This is a genomic window from Mesorhizobium sp. M0139 (assembly GCF_040322455.1).
Classification (GTDB): domain Bacteria; phylum Pseudomonadota; class Alphaproteobacteria; order Rhizobiales; family Rhizobiaceae; genus Mesorhizobium.
Genome location: NZ_JAMYTN010000006.1, coordinates 94,371 through 109,569, shown reverse-complemented (window position 1 = coordinate 109,569; position 15,199 = coordinate 94,371). Strand labels below are relative to the sequence as shown.

Annotated in this window: 16 protein-coding genes; 4 read left to right on the top strand and 12 right to left on the bottom strand. The window is 63.4% G+C overall.

From position 1 onward, the window contains the following. Position 1: 1 nt before the first annotated feature. From NKJ58_RS11985 to NKJ58_RS11960, 6 genes are all read right to left on the bottom strand, one after another. On the bottom strand, positions 2-889 hold the full coding sequence (locus NKJ58_RS11985; protein ID WP_023671423.1) for a branched-chain amino acid ABC transporter permease: 888 nt from the start codon (positions 887-889) through the stop codon (positions 2-4). A gap of 175 nt (positions 890-1,064) precedes the next feature. Beyond that, a complete protein-coding gene (locus NKJ58_RS11980; protein ID WP_352497253.1) occupies positions 1,065-1,769 on the bottom strand; it encodes an ABC transporter ATP-binding protein in 705 nt (234 codons plus the stop codon). Next, positions 1,766-2,557 (bottom strand): ABC transporter ATP-binding protein, encoded by a 792-nt coding sequence (locus tag NKJ58_RS11975; RefSeq protein ID WP_352460554.1) that lies wholly within the window; start codon positions 2,555-2,557, stop codon positions 1,766-1,768. Before NKJ58_RS11975 ends, NKJ58_RS11980 begins: the two co-directional genes overlap by 4 nt. Before the next feature lie 14 nt (positions 2,558-2,571). Further along, positions 2,572-3,780: an ABC transporter substrate-binding protein gene (locus tag NKJ58_RS11970; protein WP_023824475.1), complete on the bottom strand. Its 1,209-nt coding sequence runs from the start codon at positions 3,778-3,780 to the stop codon at positions 2,572-2,574. A 208-nt stretch (positions 3,781-3,988) separates the two neighbouring features. Continuing rightward, positions 3,989-5,047: a GSU2403 family nucleotidyltransferase fold protein gene (locus NKJ58_RS11965; protein WP_352497252.1), complete on the bottom strand. Its 1,059-nt coding sequence runs from the start codon at positions 5,045-5,047 to the stop codon at positions 3,989-3,991. Between the two features lie 211 nt (positions 5,048-5,258). Further along, positions 5,259-5,855 carry a YdeI/OmpD-associated family protein gene (locus NKJ58_RS11960; RefSeq protein ID WP_023743926.1) on the bottom strand — a complete coding sequence of 199 codons (597 nt, stop codon included), beginning with the start codon at positions 5,853-5,855 and terminating at the stop codon, positions 5,259-5,261. Positions 5,856-6,027: 172 nt separating this feature from the next. Between NKJ58_RS11960 and NKJ58_RS11955 the strand changes: the two genes are divergently transcribed. Next, entirely contained in the window at positions 6,028-6,642 is a 615-nt protein-coding gene (locus tag NKJ58_RS11955; protein WP_023715162.1) for a hypothetical protein, read from the top strand. 190 nt (positions 6,643-6,832) lie between these two features. On the opposite strand, the gene NKJ58_RS11950 is transcribed toward NKJ58_RS11955, so the two are convergent. Next, positions 6,833-7,744: a S1C family serine protease gene (locus NKJ58_RS11950; protein ID WP_023671416.1), complete on the bottom strand. Its 912-nt coding sequence runs from the start codon at positions 7,742-7,744 to the stop codon at positions 6,833-6,835. A 426-nt stretch (positions 7,745-8,170) separates the two neighbouring features. Between NKJ58_RS11950 and yghU the strand changes: the two genes are divergently transcribed. After that, a complete protein-coding gene (gene yghU / locus NKJ58_RS11945; RefSeq protein ID WP_023689843.1) occupies positions 8,171-9,040 on the top strand; it encodes a glutathione-dependent disulfide-bond oxidoreductase in 870 nt (289 codons plus the stop codon). 152 nt (positions 9,041-9,192) lie between these two features. Here the strand turns inward: yghU and NKJ58_RS11940 are convergent, their stop codons facing one another. Beyond that, positions 9,193-10,389: an aminotransferase-like domain-containing protein gene (locus NKJ58_RS11940; protein WP_352853269.1), complete on the bottom strand. Its 1,197-nt coding sequence runs from the start codon at positions 10,387-10,389 to the stop codon at positions 9,193-9,195. A 269-nt stretch (positions 10,390-10,658) separates the two neighbouring features. On the opposite strand from NKJ58_RS11940, the gene NKJ58_RS11935 reads away from it, so the two are divergent. Next, on the top strand, positions 10,659-11,399 hold the full coding sequence (locus tag NKJ58_RS11935; RefSeq protein ID WP_023834493.1) for a sulfotransferase family protein: 741 nt from the start codon (positions 10,659-10,661) through the stop codon (positions 11,397-11,399). Positions 11,400-11,421: 22 nt separating this feature from the next. Here the strand turns inward: NKJ58_RS11935 and NKJ58_RS11930 are convergent, their stop codons facing one another. The 4 genes from NKJ58_RS11930 to NKJ58_RS11915 all read right to left on the bottom strand — a co-directional run bounded on the left by NKJ58_RS11930 (position 11,422) and on the right by NKJ58_RS11915 (position 13,242). Next, positions 11,422-11,610: a hypothetical protein gene (locus tag NKJ58_RS11930; protein ID WP_023671412.1), complete on the bottom strand. Its 189-nt coding sequence runs from the start codon at positions 11,608-11,610 to the stop codon at positions 11,422-11,424. Between the two features lie 284 nt (positions 11,611-11,894). Beyond that, entirely contained in the window at positions 11,895-12,599 is a 705-nt protein-coding gene (locus NKJ58_RS11925; RefSeq protein WP_023685922.1) for a Crp/Fnr family transcriptional regulator, read from the bottom strand. Positions 12,600-12,772: 173 nt separating this feature from the next. Then, positions 12,773-12,946, bottom strand: coding sequence for a hypothetical protein (locus NKJ58_RS11920; protein ID WP_352853181.1), 174 nt, complete (start codon positions 12,944-12,946; stop codon positions 12,773-12,775). Positions 12,947-13,086: 140 nt separating this feature from the next. Then, positions 13,087-13,242, bottom strand: a complete 156-nt coding sequence (locus tag NKJ58_RS11915; protein ID WP_023671409.1) for a DUF1127 domain-containing protein — start codon at positions 13,240-13,242, stop codon at positions 13,087-13,089. A 754-nt stretch (positions 13,243-13,996) separates the two neighbouring features. Between NKJ58_RS11915 and NKJ58_RS11910 the strand changes: the two genes are divergently transcribed. After that, positions 13,997-14,833, top strand: coding sequence for an SLC5/6 family protein (locus tag NKJ58_RS11910; protein ID WP_352519797.1), 837 nt, complete (start codon positions 13,997-13,999; stop codon positions 14,831-14,833). The last annotated feature ends 366 nt before the right edge of the window (positions 14,834-15,199 follow it).

The window sequence follows — 15,199 nt, the reverse complement described above, 5'->3', positions numbered from 1 at the left end:
CTCAGGCGTCCCTTCCGAACAGGCCGGCGGGGCGCAGGAGCAGCACGACCGCCATGATGACGAAGACGACGAGGTTCGACGCCTCGGGATAGAACACCTTGGTCAGGCCCTCGGCGAGGCCAAGCATATAGCCGGTGACGATGGCCCCGAGGATCGAACCCATGCCGCCGACCACGACGACGGCAAAGACGACGATGATGATATCGGAGCCCATCAGCGGACTGACCTGGTAGACGGGCGCGGCGAGAATACCGGCAAGGCCGGCGAGCGCCGCGCCGAGCCCATAGGTGAGCGTCAGCAGCAGCGGCACGTTGACGCCGAAGGCCTGCACCAGCTCGGGATTTTCGGTCGCGGCGCGCAGATAGGAGCCGAGCCTGGTCTTTTCGATCAGGAGCCAGGTGCCGATGCAGATAATGAGCGAGGCCACCACCACCCAGCCGCGATAGTTGGGCAGGAACATGAAGCCGAGATTGGTGCCGCCGGCAAGCTGCGCCGGAACGGCATAAGGGTTGCCCGACACGCCGTAGTAGAAACGGAACACGCCTTCGATGACCAGCGCCAGTCCGAAGGTGAACAGCAGCCCGTAGAGCGGATCCAGGCGGTAGAGCCGCGACAGCGCCACGCGCTCGACCGCCATGCCGAAGACGCCGACGATGAGCGGAACCAGGAGCAGCGCCGGCCAGTAGCCGATGCCGAGATGGACGAGCAGCAGGTAACCGATGAAGGCGCCGAGCATATAGAGTGCGCCATGGGCGAAATTGATGATCCGCAGCAGGCCGAAGATGACGGCCAGGCCGAGGCTCAGCATGGCGTAGAAGGAGCCGTTGATCAGCCCGACCAGCATCTGGCCGAGCAACGCCTGGACGGGGATGCCGAAGATCATGGTCATGGCGTCACCGAGGGTGTTGCAAGCGGGATGCGTCTGTGCGGCACGTACCCCCACCCGGACCTTCGGTCCGACCTCCCCACAAGGGAGAGGTAGGGCGGTGGCCCTCCACCCTCCCCCTTGTGGGGAGGGTCGCTGCGCAGCAGCGGGGTGGGGGTACTGCCGTGGGCTGTCGTCATCATACCCCCAGCACCTCGTGCAGCTGTTGCGTGTGAGCGGAAAGCTCGCTTACGGCAAAACCCTCCACCACCTTGCCATGCTCCATCAGGTAGAAGCGGTCGGCGATGCGGGCAGCGAAGCGGAAATTCTGCTCGACGAGCAGGATGGTCATGCCGCGCTTTTTCAAGGTCGCCAGCAGTTCGCCGATGCGCTGGACGATGACCGGCGCCAGGCCCTCGGTCGGCTCGTCGAGCAGCAGCATCTGCACGCCCGTCCGCAGGATGCGGGCGATGGCCAGCATCTGCTGTTCGCCGCCGGAGAGTTTGGTGCCGGGGCTGTTGCGGCGCTCCTTGAGGTTGGGAAAGAGATCGAAGATTTCCTCGACGCTCATGCCGCCCTTGGCCACCACCGGCGGCAGGATCAGGTTTTCGTCGACGGTGAGCGTGGCGAAGATGCCGCGTTCCTCCGGCACGAAGCCGATGCCGCGATGGGCAACACGATGCAGCGGCAGGCGCATCAGGTCGCTGCCGTCGAAGGCGACGCTGCCGCTGCGCTTGCGGACCAGCCCCATGATGGCGCGCAGCGTTGTGGTCTTGCCGACACCGTTGCGGCCGAGCAGCGTCACGGTCTCACCGCGAAAAACGTCGAGGTTGACGCCATGCAGCGCATGGCCCTCGCCATACCAGGCATGGAGATCGCGCACGGCAAGCAGCGGCTCACTCATGCTCGGTCCCCCTGCTCAGTCCCCATGTAGGCGACCCTGACGCGCTCATCGTTGCTCACCGTTGCGTAGTCGCCGGCGGCGAGCACCTGGCCGCGCTGCATGACGGTGATCCAGTCGCAAAGGTCGGCGACGACGGTGAGATTGTGCTCGACCATCAGCACGGCGCGGTCCGTTGCCAGCGAGCGGATGATGCCGGAAATGACGCCGACATCCTCGTGCCCCATGCCGGCCATCGGCTCGTCGAGCAGCAGCACTTTCGGGTCGAGCGCCAGCGTGGTGGCGATCTCGAGCACGCGCTTTCGGCCATAGGAGAGATCGCCGGCCGGACGATGCGCGACATCGTCGAGACCGACGACGGCAAGCAGTTCGCGCGCCCGTGGAGTCAGTTGGTCAAGCGCGGCCAGCGAGCGCCAGAACTGGAAGCCGAGCCCGCTCGGCCGCTGCAAGGCGACGCGGACATTGTCGAGCACGCTCAGATGCGGAAAGATCGCCGATATCTGGAACGAGCGGACGAGACCCATGCGCGCCACCCTGGCCGGCGCGGTGCGGGTGATGTCGTTGCCCAACAGTTCGATCCTGCCGCTGCTCGGCTGCAGGAACTTGGTCAAGAGGTTGAAGATCGTCGTCTTGCCGGCGCCGTTCGGCCCGATCAGTGCATGGATCTGGCCGTGATGGACGTCGAGGTCGACATTGTTGACGGCGACGAAACCGGCAAAATCGCGCCGCAGGCCGCGGGCGGAGAGCACCACCCGCGGCTTGATTTCGGCACCGTCCGGCTGGACGGCCACGGCTTGCGCCAGCGTCACTTGGTGACGAGCGGGCAGCCGCTGTCTTCAGCCTTGATGAAGGCCTTGTCGCCCGGAATGGTCGCAAGGTAGGTGTAGTAGTCCCAGTCCTTCTTCGACTCCTCGGGCTTTTTGACCTGATAGAGATACATGTCGTGCACCATCGAGCCGTCGGCCTGTACCTTGCCGTTGGCGTTGATGATGTCGTCGACGGGCATTTCATGGAGTTGCTTGGCGACCGCCTCGGTTTCGTCGGTGCCGGCCTTGTCGATGGCCTTGAGATATTGCAGCACCGCCGAATAGGTGCCGGCCTGGATCATGTTGGGCATGCGGTTGGTGCGCTTGAAGAAGCGCCCGGCGAAGTCGCGGCTCTTGTCGTCGCGGTCCCAGTAAAACCCTTCGGTGAGCACCACGCCCTGCGCCGCCTGCAGGCCGAGGCCGTGCACCTCGGCAAGCGTGAACAGAAGTGCTGCCAGCCGCTGGCCGCCGGCGACGATGCCGAACTCGGCCGCCTGCTTGATGGTATTGGAGGTGTCGAGGCCGGCATTGGCAAGGCCGATAACCTTGGCGCCGGAGGACTGCGCCTGCAGCAGGAAGGAGGAATAATCCGTCGATCCCAAGGGGTAACGCACCTCGCCCAGCACTTTGCCGCCGCTTGCCTCAACAACCTTTGAGGTCTGCTCCTTCAGCGAATAGCCGAAGGCATAGTCGACGGTGATGAAATACCAGCTGTCGCCGCCCTGCTGCACAAGCGCGCCGCCGGTGCCGACCGCCTGCGAGTGGGTATCGTAAGCCCAGTGGAAACCATAGGGCGAGCATTGCTTGCCGGTCAGGTCGGCCGATGCCGCTCCGGTAACGATGTCGATCTTCTTCTTTTCCTTGGACAACCCCTGGACGGCGAGCGCCACCGAGGATGTCGTCAGTTCCATGATCGCGTCGACCTGTTCGGTGTCGTACCACTGGCGCGCAATGTTGGAGGCAATGTCGGGCTTGTTCTGGTGATCGGCGTTGACGATCTCGATCGGCGCGCCCTGCACCTTGCCGCCAAAATCCTCGACCGCCATCTTGGCGGCCTCGACCGACCATTTGCCGCCGAAATCGGCATAGACGCCCGACTGGTCGTTGAGGATGCCGATCTTGACCTTGCCGTCGGAAATTTCGCCGGCCGCCGCCGGCATCGCAGTCGCCGCAAGCAGCACGGCTGAGACGAGATAGGATGCTTTCACAGGTGGTTCCTCCCTTGTGGCCGACGCTGGAAAACGCGGCGGCCTTGCAATGGTTCAACAACTCCGTCCGGTTCTCGCTGAAATCCGGGCCAGCGCCCGCCACTTCTCCTCTTGGCAACCCCTCCGCCCTGGGTGCGCCGGGAACCGTAGCATCACATTTCGCGAGGCGAGAATGCTATTTTCGTAGCATGGCGTGCTAGCGCGGCCGCTACCAGTCGGGCTCAATTGGAGAGTCTTCGGAAAAGCCGCTCGGGCCAGGCAGAGAGAGCGTTGCGGCCGCAGCGTCCAGCAGTGCCCCCGGAAGCCCTTTGAGATGCTCGCTGTCCAGCGGAAGCGCAAGATAGCCCGTGGCAATGCGTGCAGCCGCTTCCGCCTGTTCACGATCTCTCATTGCCTTGACCGCAGACCGATCAGGCCGCGTGGCCAGCCAAGCCTTGTGCAGAGCGAACATTCGAGGGTCGACCGTCGGTATGCTTACGGGATAGCCACGCTCATCGATCGCCACAGCCTCCACCTTCGGGGCGTTGATGAGCCATTGCAGCCCCTCCATGGGTGCGCTGTCGAGGTCGTCGGCAAGCTGTGTAATCGAGGTAGTGGCGTTGTCCTTGAGGACATGTCTTGCCCGCGGACGGATCAGGTCGACCAGATAGCCATCACGGTTCGCTGCCCTGAAGGCCCGGGGCTGGAGCGGCTTGAAGGACCTGTCCACTTTACGCAACACGCCTATCAGGCCGGACTGGCTTACCCTCTCGCCGGTCACGAAGCTGATGCGGCGTCGGGAATCGAAGAGCAGGTCGATGTCGCCGGTTGCCGTGAGACCGCTGGTGATCTGGACGCCCGCCAGAGCCTCGTAAGCGAACAGCGCATTCGTGCCGACGACCAGCAACTGCTTGCCCAGCGGGTCTGTTTCGGCGCACCGCCGCAATATCCGTGCGGCGATGGCCGGTACCCTGCCCAACCCCATTGCCACATTGACTTTCGCCAGGGCGTTCAGGCGATCGGCCAGACCTGCCAGCAGATCCTTGTTCTGCACCCTGCCCTCGGAAAACGCAGCGAACGCCTTCTCCGTCTGGCTGCTTTTCGGCCCGAGTGAATTCTCGACCTGCCGGACCTTCCGCAGCAGGTATTCAGCACCGCTGCGCTCAACCCAGCGCATGCTGCCTGCAAAGCGCCTTTGGCGCTGGTCATCAGCACGCTGCCAGGCCTCGTAGACCTGTTGCGTATCTATGAGTTGGCGCCGCTGCTCGCCGGTCAACTCTCTCAGCATCGTTTTCCACTCTTAAGCCAGGATCAAGTTAACATAGTGGAAAACTCTTAATTAACAATAAGTTGCTATGTTTTTTCCACTATCGCATCTATCACCCACACGCCGAGTGGAAAATACCGTAAAAACAATAGGTTATGTCCGAGAAAGGGAGGCCAGAACCTCACACGCGGGTTTTTAGCTGCGCGCGCCATGGCAGCCGCTTGCCGTCGCCTCACCGCTTCTGCGGATAGATCGGCTCGCCGCGCTTCAGCATCTCGACAAAAGCCTCGATCTTCTTCCTGCGCCCCGCCTCCGTCTTCATGTTGTGCGTTCGAAACGCCAGCGCGAACCGGTTCTGGGCGGAAAGCTTTGCCAGCATCTCCTTCGCCTTCGGCTCGGCGTCGATGGCGGCCTGCAGATCGTCAGGGATCTTCATGTCCTTGCCTGAGGCATAGGCGCGGTCCCAGCGGCCGTCGGCCTTGGCCGCCTCGACCTGTTTCAGCCCGTGTTCGGTCATGCGGCCCTCCTCGACCAGGCGGGCGACATTGTCGATGTTGATCTTGCTCCAGATGCTCTTCTTGCCGCGCGGCGTGTAGCGCTGCAGAAAGCTCTTGTCGTCGAGCGGCTTGCGTATGGCGTCGATCCAGCCGAAGCACAGCGCCACGTCGATGGCCTGCTTCGGCGTGATCGAGGCGAGGCCCGAGCCGACCTTGTGGACCTTGATCCAGACCTCGCTCTCGCCGGCATGATTTTCGCGCAGCCAGGCGTAAAAACTGTCGGGATCGGGGAATTCATGAACCTTGTCGGGATCGACCTTGAACGGCGCCATCATCACCTCGTTGTTGCCGGGCCGGCTGTATCGGCTGTCGATGCCAGTTTCCGTCAGCGGCGTCGATACCCCCTAGCCTATTGCGAGCCGGCTTGCGCCCAAGCCGGCGCTCATGGCAGTTTCCCGGCTGGTCGAGCCGGGCAAGGCAGACTGCAATTCGGGGGAAAATGCCATGCGATCGATGTTACTCGGCCTCATCCTTCTGCTGCCGGCCTCGGCGCTCGCCGAACCCATCGAAACCCAGAAGATCATCACCGCGCTGACCGGCGACTTCAATGGGGACGGCGCCGCCGATCTGGCGATGATCGTCGAGACCGAGCCCGAAGACGATACCATGGACATGCATTTCTTCCTGAGGGACAAAAAGTACAATTTTCTGAAACCCGCCGGCGTCGTGCATGAGCAGGTCTACGGCGAATGGAACGACTACGACCAGCCGCATTATGAGGGCTCCGGCATCGAACCGGAGTTGACCTTGCTGCCCAACGGCTCGATCAAGATCTATCTGCCGGGGCTGATCGGCCCCGGCGAGCGGACCGACATGACGCTGACCATCGCCTGGCGCAACGAGGCCTTCGTCGTCGCCGGCGTTGCCTATGACCATTACAAATACCAGTCCGTTGTCGTCTACAGCAGCTGCGACTACGACGTGCTGACCGGCAAGGGCAAAAGTATGCAGACGCAGGATGATGACAGCAAGGTGAACAGTATCGTGTCTGTCGAAGGCCAGGTCGTGCCCTTCGCGGAGTGGGACACGGGGACGCCTTTTAGGGTATGCGGGGATTGAGGGGGCAGCCAATCTCCCCCCTCGTGGGGGAGATGGCCGGCAGGGGGGCCGCTGTCCCGCCAACGCACCGGCCAGTGTCAGCCACGTTTATCCCGCGTTTCTTGTCAGAAAATATAGATTGAGAGGTCGCGATCCTTCGCGCCCCCCTCTGCCCTGCCGGGCATCTCCCCCACTTGGGGGGAGATTGGCTTCACTGCAGATGCGGTTTCTTCAAAAAGCTGTTTCGGTCGGCGGATTTCACTCGCAGCCAAGTCTCACGACCGTCACGCACGACCCTGAGAGGAATCTCCGAACCCGCCGGATTCTGCCATAGCTTGCGGTAGAAATCGGCGAGACCGTCGACCTCGCCATCGCGCACGTCGGAGATGATGTCGCCCTGGCGCAGGCCGGCCTTGGCGGCGGGGCCGCCTTCGGCGACGCTCATCACCACGACCGCACCGTTCGACTCGGCCGAGAAGGCGCCGAGCCATGGGCGCGGCGGCTTCGCCACCTGGCCGCGCGTCAGGAGATCGTCGAGGATCGGGGTCAGAAGGTTGATCGGCACGACCATGTTGATGTCGGCGACCTCGCCGTTGCGGCTCATCTGCAAAAGCAGCGAACCGATGCCGAGCAGGCTGCCATCCTGGCCGATGAGCGCCGCGCCGCCCCAGGACGGGTGCGCCGGGGCAATGAAGATCGCCTCGTCGAGCAGATATTCCCAATAGCCGGCGAATTCCTGCTTGGTGACGATGTGTGCCTTGACCGAGCGGCCGGTGCCGTCGGCAAACACCACGGGGTCGCCGATCTTCGCCTTCGAGGCGTCACCCAGCGCCACCGCCGGCAGGCCGAGCGGCGCCAGCGCCTGCACCAGGCCGAAGCCTGTCTCCTGGTCATAGGCCAGCGCATGCGCCGGCACGACGCGGCCGTCCTGGTCGGTCAGCCAGACCTCCTCGGCCTCGGTGATGAGATAGCCGATGGTGAGCACCAGCCCGTCGCCGCGGATGACGACGCCGCTGCCTTCCCGGCGCGTGCCCAGGGCATTGGCCGTGAAGGCATCGTCGGGAACCATGGCGCGCACGCCAACGACGGAGCGCAAGAGCGGGGAAACGGGATCGATCGGCATGCGGTCATCCTGGCAGATATGCGTGGGCAGTATCCTCTATAGGTATGCCGCGCTGCACAGGGCGCAAGGGCTTAGGCAACAAGGCAATCATTTCAGAGGCTGGCGCTGCCCCTCATCCGCCTGCCGGCACCTTCTCCCCGTATAGTGACGGGGAGAAGGGAGATGGCCGCAACATCGGCGCTCTTGGCAACGCTGGCAATTGGGGAAATCAGTAGGCGACAGCGTCCTTCTCCCCGTCACTATACGGGGAGAAGTGCCCGGCAGGGCGATGAGGGGCGGCGCCGACATCGATAATAGTTCAACACAAGTTGAACCTTTCTGAATTGCACCTATGTGTTCCCGTATCTAGGTTCCGCCGACTTTTCCGCCATCAGTCTCGCGCCGTCGCGCAAGTCGTTTCGCCCGCCAAACCAAGGAATTTCCCGCATGACCGAATACACCCCGCCGAAAGTCTGGAGCTGGAAGAAAGCCAATGGCGGTACGTTCGCCAGCATCAACCGGCCTATTGCCGGTCCGACGCATGACAAGGTGCTGCCGGTCGGCAAGCATCCGCTGCAGCTCTATTCGCTGGCGACGCCGAATGGGGTCAAAGTGACTGTCATGCTGGAGGAGCTTCTGGCGCTCGGCCACAAGGGCGCCGAATACGACGCCTGGCTGATCCGCATCAACGATGGCGACCAGTTCGGCTCGGGCTTTGTCGAGGTCAACCCCAACTCCAAGATCCCGGCGCTGCTCGACCGCAGCGGCAAGACGCCTGTCCGCGTCTTCGAGTCCGGCTCGATCCTGCTTTATCTCGCGGAAAAGTTCGGCGAGTTCCTGCCGACCGAACAGCCGGCGCGCGCGGAAACCTTGTCCTGGCTGTTCTGGCAGATGGGTTCGGCGCCCTATCTCGGCGGCGGCTTCGGCCATTTCTACGCCTATGCGCCCGAAAAAATCGAATACGCCATCGACCGCTTCGCCATGGAGACCAAGCGCCAGTTCGACGTGCTCGACCGGCGGCTGGCGGAGACCGAATACCTCGGCGGCGCCTTCTATTCGATCGCCGACATGGCGGTATGGCCCTGGTATGGCGGCCTGGCGCTCGGCCGCATGTACAATGATTCCGCCGAGTTCCTGTCGGTGCAGGACTACGAGCACGTACAACGCTGGGCCAGGGCGATCGACGCCCGCCCGACCGTGCAACGCGGCCGCATGGTCAACCGCGCCTTCGGCGACCCCGCCATGCAACTGCACGAGCGCCACGACGCCAGCGATTTCGAGACGAAGACGCAGGATAAATTGGTGGTGGCGGAGTGAGCTAATCTCCCCCCTTGAGGGGGAGATGGCCGGCAGGCCAGAGGGGGTCGGCTCGACTGGGCGCGACCTCCTGCGACTGATGAAGGTTAGCGCTCCACGCGCGGCGACCCCCTCTGTCGCCTTCGGCGACATCTCCCCCTCGAGGGGGGAGATTAGCCCATCAATTTCGCCAGCCTCGGCACGCCTTCACCCACGGCGCGTTCATCTGCCAGCGTAAAGCTCATCCGCATCGTGTTGCGGCCCGAACCGTCGGCGTAGAATGCGTTGCCCGGCACGAAGGCGACGCGGGCTTCCTTGACCGAGCGGGCGAGCAGTGCCGTGGCGTCCGCACCTTCGGGCAGCGTCAGCCAAACGAACATGCCGCCTTCCGGTCGGCTCCAGCTGACGCCATCCGGCATTTCCGCTTCGAGTGCCGCAAGCAAGCCGTCGCGGCGCTGGCGATAGGCGCCGATCAGCTTTTCCACCTGGCCGTCATACACGGCCTCGGAGACGCGGTGCATGACCAGCTGGTTGATCGACGGGCTGTGCAGGTCCGACGCCTGCTTCATCAGCACCAGCCGCTCGACGACGCGGCGCGGCGCGCAGACCCAGCCGACGCGCATGCCCGGCGACAGAATCTTTGAGAACGAGCCGCAATAGAGCGTGCGGGCATTGTCGATGCCGCCTGAGCGTTCGCAGTCGAGCGCCAGCATCGGCGGCTGGCCCTCGCCGTCATAGCGCAGCGCGCGATACGCGGCGTCCTCGATGACGGCAATGTCGAGCTCGCCGGCGAGGTCAAGCACCGCCTCGCGTTGCTGGCGGTTCAGCGTCTCGCCGGTCGGGTTGGCGAAATCCGGAACGAGATAAGCGAACTTCACCTTGCCGCCTGCAGCGGCAGCCGCCGCCTGGTAGGCGGCCGGCGTCATGTTGCCGCCATCCGGCGTCAGCCGGTCGTAGCGCGGCTCATAGGCGTTGAAGGCCTGCAGCGCGCCGAGATAGGTCGGCCATGTTACCAGTGCTGTGTCGCCCGGCGACAGGAACAGCTTGCCGAGATAATCCAGCGCCTGCTGCGAGCCGGAGGTGATGAAGATGTTGTGCTCGTCGCAGGCAATGCCGAGCTTGCCCATCTGGCCGGCCAGCCATTTTCTGAGCGGCAGATAGCCTTCGGAGACCTGATACTGAAGTGCTGCGCTCGCCTCCGCACCGCCCAGCACCGAGGCATAGGCATCGGCGATCGCCTGGGCCGGAAACAAGGCCGGATCGGGGATGCCGCCGGCAAAGGAGATGATGTCGGGCTGGTCGAGCAGTTTGAGCAGCTCGCGGATTTCTGACGCCTTCATGCGCGAGGCGCGCGACGCCAACAGGTCCATCAAACTCACGAGCCCACCTCCCGGGATACGGCATCTGGTCCAGCATGACCGTTCCGGCCCATGCGATTTAGGTCAATCTGACTGACCTATTATCAGGCTCCCTCACCCGCGGGAATAGCCAGACCCTCATTCCGCGTGGCCCAGACGAAAAAGCAAACACATTTCTGCCCTGGACAGGGAAAATTGTTGCGCGCCGAGGGGCGCGGATGCAACCTCATTCCGAGCGGACCGGCATAAAAAGAAAAGCGGTCTCAACAAGGGGGGTTAAAATGACGCTTGAGCTCATCGGGGCCGGATTCGGCCGCACCGGCACATGGTCGACCTTTGCCGCGCTGAACAGGCTGGGCCTTCCCAGCTATCACATGCAGGAAGTCATCCTCAACAAGGCCAACAAGGGCCATCTCGACTTCTGGCGCAAGGTGGCCAACAGCCCGCCCGGCAGCCAGCACGACTGGACCAGAGTCTTTGCCAATTACAAGGCGACGGTCGACAATCCGGGATGCTGCGTGTGGCGCGAATTGATGGCCGCCTATCCCGACGCCAAGGTGCTGCTCACCCTGCATCCGCGCGGCGCCGAGGCCTGGTACGACAGCACCATCGACACCATCCACTTCACCGAGACATTGTGGCAGTTCAAGGTGCTGGAATGGCTGACGCCGTTCGGCCGCAAATTCGGCGACATGTCGCACAGACTGATCTGGGGCCGCACGCTTGCCGGCGTGATGGACGACCGCGCCAAGGCGGTGGCGCGCTACAACGCCTATACCGAGGAGGTGATAGCGGCCGTGCCGCCGGAGAAGCTTCTGGTGTTCAAAGTCAGCGATGGCTGGGCGCCGCTCTGCGGCTTCCTCGGCGTGGCGCTGCCCAACGAGCCCTTCCCTAACCTCAACGACCGCGAAAGCGTGAAGAAGATCATCCGCGACATCATCAAGGGCAGCTACATCATGCTGGGGCTGTCGGTGGTGGCGGTGCTTGCGGCGGTCGCGGCGCTGTGGTGGTGGCTGGGGTAGCCGCCGGACCGTCAGGGTACCGCTACTTGCGCGTGATCCAGCCGAGGAGATCCGGCTCGACGTCTTCGTGGTCGGTCAGGTCGCGAACCAGGGAAGCGGCGAGCGCGCGCCACCGCTTTTCCGGGACATTGTCTTCCATCACCGATTTGATGAAGGCGGCGCGCAGGATGGCGCAATCGAAGGCGGATACATCGAAAAGCAGTTCTGCCATTTCGGTTTTCCCCGTTCACATCGGGCGGGCGAGCCTGTCGAAGCCTCAGGCGCCAGCGCCCCATATACATGGTCACGACAGCGGATTCATACTCTTGCCGAACCAAGGTTCAACACAATTCGATTGTACGGTTTTTACCAAGCGATTGCGGTTCGTTGCCCGCTTTTGCGCCGATGCTAGATTTGCCGGGCGGCCTCTCCCCAGATGGCCGCAAATGGCCGGCGCGGCTCTGGCAACATGCTTTCACCGGCATTCGCGTCGGCCATTTCCAGCCCGTGCCAGGCTCAGCCCAGCAGGCGTTCGTATTCGGCCTCGGCCTGGCCGTAGAAGCCGTCGGCGACGGCGATCAGGCCATCCCGGTCGCGAATGACGATCTCGCCGCGCCGCGACCGGATCAGGCCGCGCCCTTCCAGGATCTGCAGGCCGATGGTGACGCCCGGACGCCTGACGCCGAGCATGACGGACAGGAACTCATGCGTGATCTGGATCTGATGGCCGACCACCCTGTCGTCACACATCAGGAGCCATCGGGCCAGCCGATCCTCGAGCTTGGCGCGGGCATTGCTCAGCGCCGTGGATTTGGTCTGGCCGTGCAGATAATGGGCATAGCGCAGCAGGAAGGCGCGAAGCGTCGGGCTTTTCTGCAACGCTGCCTTGAACGGCTCGGAATCGATGCACACCGCCTCGCCCGGCATCTGCATGTAGCAATCATGGGGCGCCCAGTCGGCGCCCATCACCAAAGCGGAGCCCGACATGCCTTCGTGGCCGATGATGCCGACCTCGGTGTCGAGCCCCGGCCGGTTCCTCGCCACCACCGAGGCCAGGCCGCTTTCCAGGAAGCAGACCGAGGCGACCGGCTCGCCCGCCATTTCGAGCGGGGCTTTGAGATCGAGCACACGATGGTGCAAATGCGGCGCAAGCAGTGCGAAGTCGGCCGGGTTCATGCGGCGCAAGAGGCCGCTTTTCTCCTTGCTGACCGACTGGTCCATCGCTCTCTCCCGTCAAGGGCAAGAGCACATGTCATCTCCCAGCCGTCGGCGCCCTGCCCAAATGCAAACGGTCATTGGACGATAGCTGACTCGGATTCAGCCATTGTACTTCGTACAAAACCGACAAATCAGGGGCGACGCCCCATCAATCAATCCAGCAGCTTTTTCCTGGATCAGCGCTTCGGGCGGTCAGCCGCAACCATGCGCGCTTCGCGCACGATGGACGAGCGATCGTTGCCGATCAGCGATGCGATCTCTTGTATCTGCTGCTCGGAGCCCCCGGTTTCCCGCGCCAAGGCCGCGAGCGTCTCGGCGCTCAGACCGGACTGTCTCGGTTGCTCCGCCATGGCTCCAATGCCTCCTGTCGGGGCAGGAGTGCGATGGTCGCTCCCAAGCGTCAGCGCCCATTGATGTGGCCGACGATGCTGCACTGTACGCTTCCGAACAATCGATGGCGAGCGATATATTAGCGACGCTGGATGCGGCCCTAGAACGGCAGCCTTATCTCATCGATCGACCTCGACTCCGTCCAGCCAATGTCTTTCTGGATCTCCGTCGGCAGCGCATTCAGTGCGCGCACGGTCTTCCTGTGCTTGCTGGCGCGCGCCAGGGCAGCACGAATTCTGCTGAGACTTTCAAACATCGGTTACCTCCATGCAGCAGCAGAGCGCTGCCTCAGGCCCGCTCTTGCACGGCCTCTGTAACCGATCGATTGCGCGGCAACGGTGAAGCGCTTCACAAACCGATGCCCGCCAGAAACATTTGTATACAAATTAGTTGCGCTCCCGCGGTGGCGTGATCCGACCTATGGCAGGCGATCGCATATGGCGCTCCCTCGGATTCGGCGACCCACCTTCCCTTCGTCGGCGCAAGGCGATCACATATGAGTTCTTACGAAGAGGACCCCCACCCTAACCCTCCCCACAAGGGGGAGGGAACGCTGCCGCAAGCCACCCGCGTGGAACCTAGGCGATTTACGGGGATCAGCGCCTACCAAGTCTCCCTCCCCCTTGTGGGGAGGGATTAAGGGTGGGGGTGTTCGTAGAGCGCAAACCTGTCATATGCGATTGCCTCGCTCCGCGGAGGGAGAGGAAATGCCAATCACCGAGGTCGCGGCCTTGATGGGCTTGGGTTTCCTCTCCCCATGGACATGGGGGAGGTGGCCGCGGCGGACGGAGTGGGGCTGGCGCCGCCTTATGCGATTGCCCTGCCCTCCTCCGCGCCATCGCCGGCATCGGCGTCCGCCCGCTCGGCTATGGACGAATCCCATAATGCGCAATAAGGATGGGGTCTGCCGTGGCGCCTTCGCGCCGGGGCAGGCGACGTTCGATCAATGACGCTGCGCCGGGCGCCTTTGACGCCGCCCCGCAAACGTGTCGATACCGGGGGATCTGGTCATGACCGACAACAAGCCGACCGTAGACGTTACCAAGGACTGGCAGGCAACGCAGGGCCAGAAGTCCGGGGCCACGCGGCTGCGCCTGTTCGCCGTGCTGTCGTGGGTCATCGCCATTGGCGGCGAGATCGCCGGGATCGTACTGCTCTACAAGCACAAGTTCGACCAGGGCAACCTGCCGCTGCTGATCGGCATCCTGGTCGGGATCGCGATATTCGCCATCGCCGGCAGCCTGCTCTGGAAGGCGGCCAACCGGAAGGACCCGGCCCGCGAATCCGACACGTTCCGGTTCTTCGTCCAGAACCAGCTCGGCGCGATCATCACCCTGATTGCCTTCCTGCCGCTGGTTATCTTGATCCTCAACGACAAGAACATGGACCCGAAGAGCAAGAAGGTGGCCGGCGGCATCGGCGCCGTGCTGGCCGTGCTGGCGACGCTGATCGGGGTCAGCTACCAGCCGCCATCGGTCGAGCAGTACACGCAGGACATGAACACCTGCGCGGAACAGATCAAGGCGGGGCAGCCGACCACGGCCTGTTCGCCCGAAGTCGCCGCCCAGGCGCAGGCGATCGCCACCGACTCCACCACGGTGGCCGCGGCGACGAAGGACGCGGCGCACCCCAATGGCCAGGATATCGTCTACTGGATCGCGCCGGAAAACGGCGCCGCCAAGTCCGACACCGAGCATGTCTTCCACCTCTGCGCAGCGGTCAGCCCGCTGAAGGACAAGACCGTCAACAGCGGCTCGGTAACGCAAGCCTACGCCCAGAACGCCATCCGCATCACGAAGCAGATCGAGATGGAACAGAAGCAGTGCGGGTTTACGGCTGCGCCGTGAATGAGGCTGCGGGCTGGCGTGGCCGATTGGGTGCGCCAAACTGGTGGTCCACATCATAGTTGTCCGTCAGTGGCGTGCGGTCCCTCGTGGCGCGAAGGCTTACATGGCGGGACTAGACGCAACGTAAGCGGCTGGGGCACGCCAAATCCCTGGCAGGGGCACGACAAAAATTGAATGTCGCATTTGGGCCGCTTCCTGCCTGTCCGGTTTCGGGTGGTAGCATTCGGAAAGCGGACACACTCGTTGACTGGCGCGACAGCTAAATCCCGTTTGCCGGACACGGCGAGGATGCCGAGGGCCTCTCGGATATCGATGTGATGAAGCCTTTCGCGTTCGTGTCGACAGGATTCAATGGATCTCGGCCGG